Annotated in this window: 7 protein-coding genes and 2 rRNA genes; 3 read left to right on the top strand and 6 right to left on the bottom strand. The window is 65.3% G+C overall.

All coding sequences use genetic code 11. From position 1 onward, the window contains the following. The first annotated feature begins 368 nt into the window (after positions 1 to 368). A complete protein-coding gene (locus B5X73_RS18195) occupies positions 369 to 836 on the top strand; it encodes a helix-turn-helix domain-containing protein (RefSeq protein ID WP_239708932.1) in 468 nt (155 codons plus the stop codon). Positions 837 to 957: 121 nt separating this feature from the next. Here the strand turns inward: B5X73_RS18195 and glyS are convergent, their stop codons facing one another. Beyond that, the gene (glyS, locus tag B5X73_RS18200; RefSeq protein WP_079522813.1) at positions 958 to 3,102 is read right to left on the bottom strand and encodes a glycine--tRNA ligase subunit beta; all 2,145 of its coding nucleotides are present in this window, start codon (positions 3,100 to 3,102) and stop codon (positions 958 to 960) included. Continuing rightward, a complete protein-coding gene (glyQ, locus tag B5X73_RS18205; protein ID WP_036116631.1) occupies positions 3,095 to 4,006 on the bottom strand; it encodes a glycine--tRNA ligase subunit alpha in 912 nt (303 codons plus the stop codon). The genes glyS and glyQ overlap by 8 nt, the downstream gene beginning before the upstream one ends. A gap of 66 nt (positions 4,007 to 4,072) precedes the next feature. Here glyQ and B5X73_RS18210 point away from each other — a divergent pair, with 66 nt between their 5' ends. Together B5X73_RS18210 and B5X73_RS18215 are read left to right on the top strand one after the other, a co-directional pair. Continuing rightward, complete coding sequence (locus B5X73_RS18210) at positions 4,073 to 5,890, top strand: type IV pilus assembly ATPase TfpB (RefSeq protein WP_079522820.1); 1,818 nt, start codon at positions 4,073 to 4,075, stop codon at positions 5,888 to 5,890. Further along, complete coding sequence (locus tag B5X73_RS18215; protein WP_079522814.1) at positions 5,887 to 6,627, top strand: glutamine amidotransferase; 741 nt, start codon at positions 5,887 to 5,889, stop codon at positions 6,625 to 6,627. Before B5X73_RS18210 ends, B5X73_RS18215 begins: the two co-directional genes overlap by 4 nt. Here B5X73_RS18215 and B5X73_RS18220 read toward each other — a convergent pair. The 4 genes from B5X73_RS18220 to B5X73_RS18235 form a co-directional block, all read right to left on the bottom strand. After that, positions 6,616 to 7,299 (bottom strand): rhomboid family intramembrane serine protease, encoded by a 684-nt coding sequence (locus B5X73_RS18220; protein ID WP_036118643.1) that lies wholly within the window; start codon positions 7,297 to 7,299, stop codon positions 6,616 to 6,618. The genes B5X73_RS18215 and B5X73_RS18220 overlap by 12 nt on opposite strands. Before the next feature lie 2 nt (positions 7,300 to 7,301). Then, entirely contained in the window at positions 7,302 to 8,900 is a 1,599-nt protein-coding gene (locus B5X73_RS18225; protein ID WP_176167887.1) for an ExeA family protein, read from the bottom strand. Between the two features lie 284 nt (positions 8,901 to 9,184). Further along, positions 9,185 to 9,299: ribosomal RNA gene (gene rrf, locus B5X73_RS18230) — 5S ribosomal RNA — on the bottom strand. Between the two features lie 120 nt (positions 9,300 to 9,419). Beyond that, positions 9,420 to 9,512, bottom strand: a 23S ribosomal RNA gene (locus B5X73_RS18235); the annotation flags it as partial.

Genomic DNA, 9,512 nt, shown 5'->3' on the forward strand with positions numbered 1-9,512 from the left:
AGACACGTGACTTATGGCCTATATAGGACTTGAGCCTAGGAAACATTCTTAGGCAGAACATCGATTTAGATGCGCCCGTCGCACGTTCTGGATCGCTTTTGGACGACCCTTTTACGAAACTTCTCAACGGAAAGGCTTTCGAAGGGAAGTTGCTGTACACCGAATGCAGGCTCCGCGCGTTGGATCGCGGGATGGCCGGGGGGCGATCTACTTAGAAACGAGGTTCCAAGCGCATGAATTACAACTCAAGGGGCTCCGTTATGGCCGATGCATCTGGCGATAGCCTGGAGTCCGCACGAATCGACTCGACGCCTATCGCGTCATCCTTCGCCACTCGCGTACGGGCAGTCATCAAGATGTCGGGGAGCGTGAGCGAAATCGCTCGCCGGTGCGGCTTCTCCGAAGGCGTGGTGCGCAGCTGGCGCGATGGCAACACCGATCCTTCGCGGGGCCGTTGCGTCACGATGGCCAAGACGCTGGGCCTCTCGCTGGTCTGGCTCGCCGCTGGCGAAGGCCCGATGATGCTGGACGGATCGGGCGACGATGCCGTGGCCCGTACCGAAACCACCGAGACCGCGCGCGGTCGCGACGGGCGCGAGGGTACGGTGTCGTCCGCACTCGACGCATCCCGCCTCGCGGCGGCGATGAAGCTGCTGCAGTCGGACATCGAGTTGACCGGTAGCCGGTTCTCGCCGGTGCGTCACGCCGATCTGGTGGCCGAGATGTATTCGATCCTCGGACGCTCAGGCGAGTCGGATTACGCGGACCGGATGATCGCGTTCCGTCACACGCTGATGTCGCGCGTCGCGGACGACCAGTCCAGCGCCGCGGCCTGACCGGACCGAACGCCTCGCCAACCGGCCGGCGTCCTCCCATCAGCTCGGCCGCCAGTGGCCTTGGCTGATGGGAGTCGATCCATTGGGCGATCGACCGCGCGGGGAGGCCGCGCGGTATCGGTTAAAGCCGCGAGATGTCCGCGATGGCGCCAAACGCCGCCTTGAGCTGCGCAAGCAGTGCGAGACGATTGGCGCGCACCGCCGGATTTTCCGCGTTGACCAGCACGTCGTCGAAGAACGTGTCGACCGGCCCCTGCAGCGCCGAGAGACGCGCCAGCGTTCCGGTGTAGTCACCGGAGGCCAGTAGCCCCCGCGTGTCCGCGCGGGCGGAAGCGAGCGCCTCATGCAGGGCACGTTCGGCGTCGGACTCGAAGTGCGCCGGATCGACCGTCGACGGAATGGGTGCCGCACCCGCTTCCTCGGCCTGCTTGCGCAGGATGTTCGCGACACGCTTGTTCGCGGCGGCAAGACTGGCCGCCTCACTGCGACGGGCGAACTCGCCCACCGCACGAAGCCGGCGATCGAAATCGGGTAGCGTCGCCGGGCTCACCGCGATCACGGACTCGAACTGGTCGGCCGAGAAGCCCTGGTCCGCGTAATACCCACGCAGGCGTTCGAGCACGAAGCCATGCACTTCGTCGCCCAGCTCGCGGCGACGGGCACCGATGTCCACGACCGGCGCCTTGCCATCCTTGCCCGGCTTCACGCCGGCCACGAAGGCCGCCTCGGGAACCAGTTCGAAGGCCTCGGCCAGCGCGGCGCGCAGATCGATGTCGAGGCTCCCTTCGATAAGGGTGCGTGCGAGGCCGAGTGCGGCACGACGCAACGCGAACGGATCCTTGTTGCCGCTCGGCTTGAGCCCGACGGCGAAGATGCCGGCGAGCGTATCGAGGCGTTCGGCCACCGCCAGTACCTGACCGACCTTGCCCGCCGCGATGGCATCGCCACCGAAGCGCGGCTGGTAGAAGCTGTCGAGGGCATCGGCCACGTCGGCCGGAAGACCCTGGCGCGTCGCGTAGTAGCGACCCATCACGCCCTGCAGTTCGGGGAATTCACCCACCATGCGGGTCAGCAGATCGCACTTGGCCAACGCCGCCGCATGCGTCGCCTGGCCGGCGTCGACACCGACGCGGTTGGCGATGACACGGGCCAGCTCGACCACACGGACCGTCTTGTCCCAGAGGCTGCCCAGCGACTGCTGGTAGGTGACGTTCTTCAGGCCTTCCTGATGATCGGCCAGCGGCGTTTTGAGGTCGGCGTCCCAGAAGAATTTGGCGTCGGCGAAGCGCGGGCGAATCACGCGCTCGTAGCCCTTGCGGATCTCCGCCGGGTCGAGACTCTCGATATTGGCGACGCCGATGAAGTGCTCGGTCAGGCGACCGTCTTCGTCGAACACCGGCACGAACTTCTGATTGGTCTCCATCGTGGTGACCAGCGCTTCGGGCGGCACATCGAGGAACTCACGTTCGAACGTGCAGGCGATCGCGACCGGCCACTCCGTGAGGTTGGCGATCTCGGCGAGCAGGTCCTCGGACAGGCGGGGCACGCCGCCGGTGGCCACACGCGCCACGTCATCGACCACGCGCTGGCGGCGCTCGGCCGGATCGGCGAGCACATGCGCGCCGCGCAGCGCGTCGAGCCAGCTGTCGGCGTCAGCGACATGCACCGGCTTCGGGTGATGAAAGCGGTGGCCGTTGCTGAGGCGGCCGCTGGTCAGGCCCAGGATCTGGCCCTCGACGACGTCGGCGCCGTGCAGCATGAGCAGGGTGTGCACCGGGCGGACGAAACTGTCCTCGCGATTCCCCCAGCGCATGGCCTTGGGAATCGGCAGCGCCTTGAGCGACTCGGCGACCACCTCGGCCAGCAGGGCGGCGGTGGGCTGGCCAGCCTTGACGGCACGGAAGACGAACCACGCGCCCTTGTCGGTCTCGAGCTTCTCCAGCGCGGCGACGTCGACGCCGCACGACTGCGCGAAGCCGATCAGCGCCTTGCTGGGCTCCCCGTCGGCACCGATGCTCGCCGCGATGGCGGGCCCGCGCCGTTCCACCGTCTGCTCCGGCTGCGCGACGGCTACGTCGGGAATATAGACGGCGAGGCGGCGAGGCGACGCGTAGGTCTTCGCGGCTTCGTAGCCGCCGGCGACGCCGCGCTTCTCCAGGCCTTCGACGACGCCGCGCGCGAACGCGCCAGCGAGGTCGTCGAGGGCCTTGGGCGGCAGTTCTTCGGTGCCCAGCTCGATCAGGAGGGGCAGGCGCTTATCAGCCATTGACGGCCTCCTTGACGTTCTTCAGGCCGGGAAAACCGAGTTTTTCGCGCTGCGCGACGTAGGCCTCGGCCACGCTGCGAGCCAGGGTGCGAACGCGCAGGATGTAGCGCTGACGCTCGGTCACGCTGATGGCCCGGCGCGCGTCGAGCAGGTTGAACGCGTGGCTGGCCTTACAGACCTGCTCGTACGCGGGCAGCGGCAGGCCGGCTTCGATCAGCTTGGCCGCTTCGCCTTCGCACACGTCGAACCAGTGGAACAGCTCCGGCACGTTGGCGTATTCGAAGTTGTAGGTGCTCTGCTCCACCTCGTTCTGGTGGAAGACATCGCCGTAGGTGACCACGCCATGCGGCGCGTTGGTCCAGACGATGTCGTAGATGCTGTCGACGTTCTGCAGGTACATCACCAGGCGCTCGAGGCCGTAGGTGATCTCACCCGTGACGGGACGGCATTCCAGGCCACCGGCCTGCTGGAAGTAGGTGAACTGGGTGACCTCCATGCCATTGAGCCAGACCTCCCAGCCAAGACCCCAGGCGCCCAGCGTCGGCGACTCCCAGTTGTCCTCGACGAAACGCAGGTCGTGCACCAGGGGGTCGATGCCCAGCGCCTTCAGCGATCCGATGTACAGATCGAGGATGTTGTCCGGGTTCGGCTTCAGCATCACCTGGTACTGGTAGTAATGCTGGAGACGGTTCGGGTTGTCGCCGTAGCGACCGTCCGTCGGCCGGCGGCAGGGCTGCACGTAAGCGGCGGCCCAGGGCTCCGGTCCGAGCGACCGGAGAAAGGTCATCGGGTGAAAGGTGCCCGCGCCGACTTCGGTATCGAGCGGCTGGACCAGCACGCAGCCCTGCTCCGCCCAGTAGCGGTTCAGGGTCTGGATCACGTCTTGGAATGTGGGCGCGGACATGGTTCCCGAGTCCTTGAGAAAGCGGGCTAGTATAGCGGCGTAGCATTGAACACGGGGTTGGACCTGATGGCAGTGAATCCGCAGCACGCCGCCCTCCTGGGCCGTCGTGGCCGGCTGGAGCTCGACGAGGTGCTCGCCTCGCTCATGGTGGACGGATACCTCGGCGCCGAGGATGCCAAGCGCGTCCGGATGGGCTCGCGCAGCGGAAAGTCGGCCATTGAGTTGCACCCCCTCGTGGTGGTCTCGAGCGCCAAGGTCGACAACGCCCGCGAGCCGGGTCGGCCGCTGAGCCTGGAAGTCCTCGTGGAATGGCTCGCCGGCAAGGCCGACCTCGACTACATGAAGGTCGACCCGATGAAGGTGAACGTGGCGCAGGTCACCCAGGTGGTCAGCAACGCGTACGCGCAACGTCACCGGATCCTGCCCGTGGCCGCCACCGCGAGCGAGGTGGTGTTCGCGACGGCGGAGCCGTTCGACACCAGCTGGGCGACGGACCTCGGCCATATGCTCCGCCGCGACATCCGTCGCGTCGTCGCCAACCCGATCGACATCAATCGCTATCTGCTGGAGTTCTACGGCGTGCAGCGCTCGATCCAGCTGGCCGTCGATGCCAAGGGTCAGGACTCCTCCAACAAGATCATCAACTTCGAGCAACTGGTCGAACTGGGCAAGGGCGGCGAGCTCGGCGCCGACGACCGCCACGTCGTCCACATCGTCGACTGGCTGCTGCAATACGCGTTCGAGCAGCGCGCGTCCGACATCCACCTCGAGCCCCGTCGCGATGCCGGACAGATGCGTTTTCGCATCGACGGCGTCATGCAGAAAGTCTTCGAGCTGCCGCCGCCGGTCATGACCGCGGTCACCGCACGCGTGAAGATCCTCTCGCGCATGGACGTCGCCGAAAAGCGCCGTCCGCAGGATGGCCGTATCAAGACGCGCTCCGCCGGCGGACGCGAGGTGGAACTGCGTATCTCGACCATGCCGACGGCGTTCGGCGAAAAGGTCGTCATGCGTATCTTCGATCCCGATCTGGTGATGAAGGATTTCTCACAACTCGGCTTTTCGGAGGAGGAGGGGCGTATCTGGCGGGGCATGGTGGAACGCCCTCACGGCATCGTCCTGGTAACGGGACCGACAGGCTCGGGCAAAACCACCACGCTGTATTCGACACTCAAGCATCTGGCCAAGCCCGAGCTCAACGTTTGCACCGTCGAAGACCCGATCGAAATGGTCTCGCCCGATCTCAACCAGATGCAGGTGCAGGCGTCGATCGACCTGGATTTCGCCGCGGGCGTGCGCACGCTGCTCCGCCAGGATCCCGACATCATCATGGTCGGCGAAATCCGCGATCTCGAAACCGCGCAGATGGCGGTGCAGGCATCACTTACGGGCCATCTCGTCCTGTCGACGCTGCATACCAACGACTCGCCCAGTGCCGTGACCCGCCTGCTCGACCTGGGCGTACCGCATTACCTCATCCAGTCCACGCTGACGGGTGTCGTCGCGCAGCGACTGGTGCGTACGTTGTGCCCGCATTGCAAACGCGCGACCGCGCAGGATCCCGACGAGTGGAGCGTCGTGACGCATGGGTGGGATGTTCCGCTGCCCGAGCGCGTCTTCGAACCGGTCGGTTGCCTGGAGTGCCGCAAGACCGGCTTCCTCGGGCGTACCGGCGTTTACGAAATGATGCCGATGTCGGGACGCCTGCGAAGCCTGATTTCGGCCGAGCTCGATCTCGGCAAGTTCGGCGCGGCGGCCCTGCGTGAAGGCATGAAACCCTTGCGCATCTCGGCGGCGGCGCAGGTGGCCGCAGGCCTTACCACGGTGCGCGAGGTACTCAACGTGCTTCCCCCCAGCGATATCGAAGATACCTCCGCGTCATGAAACCCTTGCTCATCGTTCGCACCGGCCGCGCGCCCGACGTGATCAACGCACGTCACGGAGACTTTCCACGCTGGTTCCAGCTGGGCCTTCGTCTGCGTTCGCCTCATCTCGCCGTCATCGATGTCGAGAAAGGCGACACCCTTCCGCCGCCGGAATCCGTTGCCGGCGCGGTGATCACCGGTTCCGCTTCCATGGTGACGGAGCGGCATGCCTGGAGCGAACGCACGGCGGGATGGATCCGCGATGCGATGGACCGTGAACTGCCGATGCTCGGCGTCTGCTACGGACATCAGCTGATGTCGCACGCACTGGGTGGGCGCGTGGACTACCTCCCCGATGGCCGTGAAATGGGTACCGTGCCGCTCACCGTGCACGACGGCGCGGGGCATGACGCACTCGCCGCGTCGTTGCCGGCGACGTTCGATGCGCACACGACGCATGAGCAGGGGGTGCTCGAGCTGCCACGCGGCGCGGTGTCGCTGGCCAGCTCGCGGCAAGATCCCCACCACCTGGTCCGCTACGGCAGGCACGCGGTGAGCACGCAGTTTCATCCGGAGTTCTCGACCGAGGTGATGCGTGCTTACATCCGGCGTCGCCACGACGTCCTCGACCGGGAAGGACTCGCCCCTGCGGCCATGCTGGCCGCCGTGGTCCCGACCCCGCATGCGACGCGGCTGCTGCGTGGTTTCGTCCGCGAGCACCTGCAGGCCGCGCCCGCCGGAATGTCAGTTGCGTAGACGGCGAACGATCGCCCCACGCGAGAAGAACGCGAAGACGATGCCGAAGAGAAACCCGCCGATGTGTGTCCACCAGACCACCGCGCCGTAGCTCGCACCGGCGTAGCTGAAAAGCAGCTGCACCAGCGCCCAGATGCCGATCAGCACGAAGGCCGGTACGCGTACGAACTCGAGGAAAAGCCCCAGCGGAAGCACGAGCCCGAGCCTGGCGCGCGGGAAGAGCGTGACATATGCACCGACGACCGCCGATACCGCACCGCTGCAGCCGATGATCGCCACCCGCGCACCGGTGAGCGAGATCGCGCCGATCAGATTGGCGACGACACCACCCAGCAGGAACAGCAGAAGAAAACGCGGCGACCCGAGACTCCGCTCCGCTGGCAGACTGAAGATCACGAGGAAGAGGAGGTTGCTGACCAGATGCAGCCAGCCGCCATGAATGAATGTCGCGGTAAACAGGCGGAGCAGCGCCGGATCGCTCACCTGCTCCCACAAGGGCAAGCCGGTCCCGAACAGGTGGGCCGGTACCGTACCCCAATGCCTCATGATGTCGGCACGCTCGTTGTGACCCGCCAGCGCCAGACCGACGAAGATCACCACGCACGTGATGACGATCAACATCGTCGCCCAACACAGCCGCGACCGACGTCGCGTATCCACTTGGACGAACATCATCAGGGGATGCCGCGGGCGAGGTGCGGACCATCGGCCTCGAGCGACGAAAGGGCGAACATGGTCTCCGGCCCGACGACGCCATCCGCCGCGATGCCGAAGCGTTGCTGGACGGTGACGACGCGCGACAGCACCGCGCGATCGAACGTCGTCGACGGGGGCCCTCCGGCGGGGTCCGCCGGCAGATGACTCATCAGCCAGGACATTCCCTGGCCGGAGTCACCGCGGGCCAGTTTGGGAGGCATCGACGGGTCGACACGGAACACCGCGTAGAAGCGGCCGTTCCATACACGTTCGAAGACGTCACGCGTGAGTTCGACGTATTTACCTCCAAGGTAGAGGCGGACGTCCTGATCGCCGGCGCCTACCAGCAAGACCTCCTGCTTCGCGTGCGCATCGTCCAGCTCGAGAATGAGTGGCCGATCGAAGCGACGCAACTGGTCAAGCGATCCGCGACCGCTGACGCAGGCGAAACCCGGAAAAATAACCGCATCGCAACTGATCGCGTTGGCGACCGAAGTCTCTTTCGACGTGACCTGCCAACGTGCGAGCAGTTCGCTCCACACGCGTAGCTTGCCCGTGTCCGGCGGGGGAAGCGCGTCCTGAAATTTGGCCAGGGCCTGCTCTGGCGTCGCGGTGGCGAGATTTTTGGGACGCGATGGACTACGCCCGGAAAGAAACCACGTGGCGACGCCACCCACGAACAGGATCGCCAGCATGGCACCGATCGCCAGAATCGGTTTGCGATATCGGCGAAGCCAGTAGCGGGCATGTTGCGGCAGGACCTCGCGTGCCACAAAACCCAGCGCGCGCTCGCCGATCGAGCGCTCGCCTCGCTCCGCCGCGCGCTCGAGCGCCCGATGGGCAAGGGCATTGAGTCGGCGTGGATTTCCCTTGCCGTCGTCGCGGAGGCTTCGAAGTCCCAACCGGCTGAAGGGCATCTGCGTCGTGCCGGCGACGTGCAGGCGGTGCCTCACATAACGCTCGCTTTCCTCCGGGGTGAGCGGAGCCAACGGCAAGCGACTACGGACATGCGCCGCCAGGGACGGCGCGCCGGCACCGTCGAAGCGCTCGCGCAGCGTGGGCAATCCGGCCAGCACGACGTGGAAAGGCGCATCGGCGTTCGCGCACGCGAGCAGCAGGCGCTCGACAATGGCGAGATCGTGATCGTGGAGCGTGTCTACATCATCCAGGATCAGCAGAAAGCGGTGGTTGACGTGATGCGCCAGGCGCCCGAGCCCTGCGGCCAGGCCATCGACCAGATGATCTTCGGTGTTGGCTTCCGCACTCAGCGGAAGCGGCAAGCCGAATCCCGCGTACATCGAGCGTAGCCACGCCGTCGTGCCCAGCGCGTAGTCATCCGCACCGCGGCGAACGGGCCGCACGCCATGGTGGGATGCATCGGCTTCCATCAACAGGCACAGAAGGCTCTTGCCCGACCCGGCCTCACCAGTAATCAGGGTCACACTGGAATCGTCCGAACCGGACTGGTATTCGACGTGCGCGAGAATCTCGCGTTCGCGCGCAAACAGACACGCGAAGCGCGTATCCGGTGCATCGCCAAACGGCGGTTCGCGCAGCCCGAAGGTTTGTAGATACATAGGCCTAATGTATCCGATTCCGGCTGGATCCAGCCTTTCGGCGGAAGGCATTCGGCGGCAATCATTGCGGGCGTGGATCGCGGACGTGGCGATCAGCCGAACGTCGGCGGAAATCCGGTGGTAACGGCCCTGGTGGTCGCGGAATTGCGCGCAAAAGAAAACCCGCCCTCTAGTGAGGACGGGTGTTTCAGGATAAAGCCCCTGGCGGTGACCTGTGGCGGGTCGCGCTGCGCGCAAAAGAAAAACCCGCCACGATAGCTCGTAGCGGGTTGTTAGGATAAAGCCCCTGGCGGTGACCTACTCTTGCATGGCTTGAGCCACACTACCATCGGCGCATGCGCGTTTCACTTCTGAGTTCGGGATGGGATCAGGTGGTACCACGCCGCTATAGCCGCCAGGGAAGGGGTGGGAGCAGCGCATTGAGCGCCGGCTCCACAGAGGGTGTAAACGAGGGACAAGCGTCCGGGTTTAATCGAACAGCGAGTTAAGAGATAAGACGGTGAAGCGTCTTGGGGTTATATGGTCAAGCCTCACGGCTCATTAGTACACGTAAGCTCAATGCATTGCTGCACTTCCACACCGTGCCTATCAACCACCTAGTCTTGATGGTGC

This window comes from Luteibacter sp. 22Crub2.1 (genome assembly GCF_900167995.1).
Taxonomy (GTDB): Bacteria; Pseudomonadota; Gammaproteobacteria; order Xanthomonadales; family Rhodanobacteraceae; genus Luteibacter; species Luteibacter mycovicinus.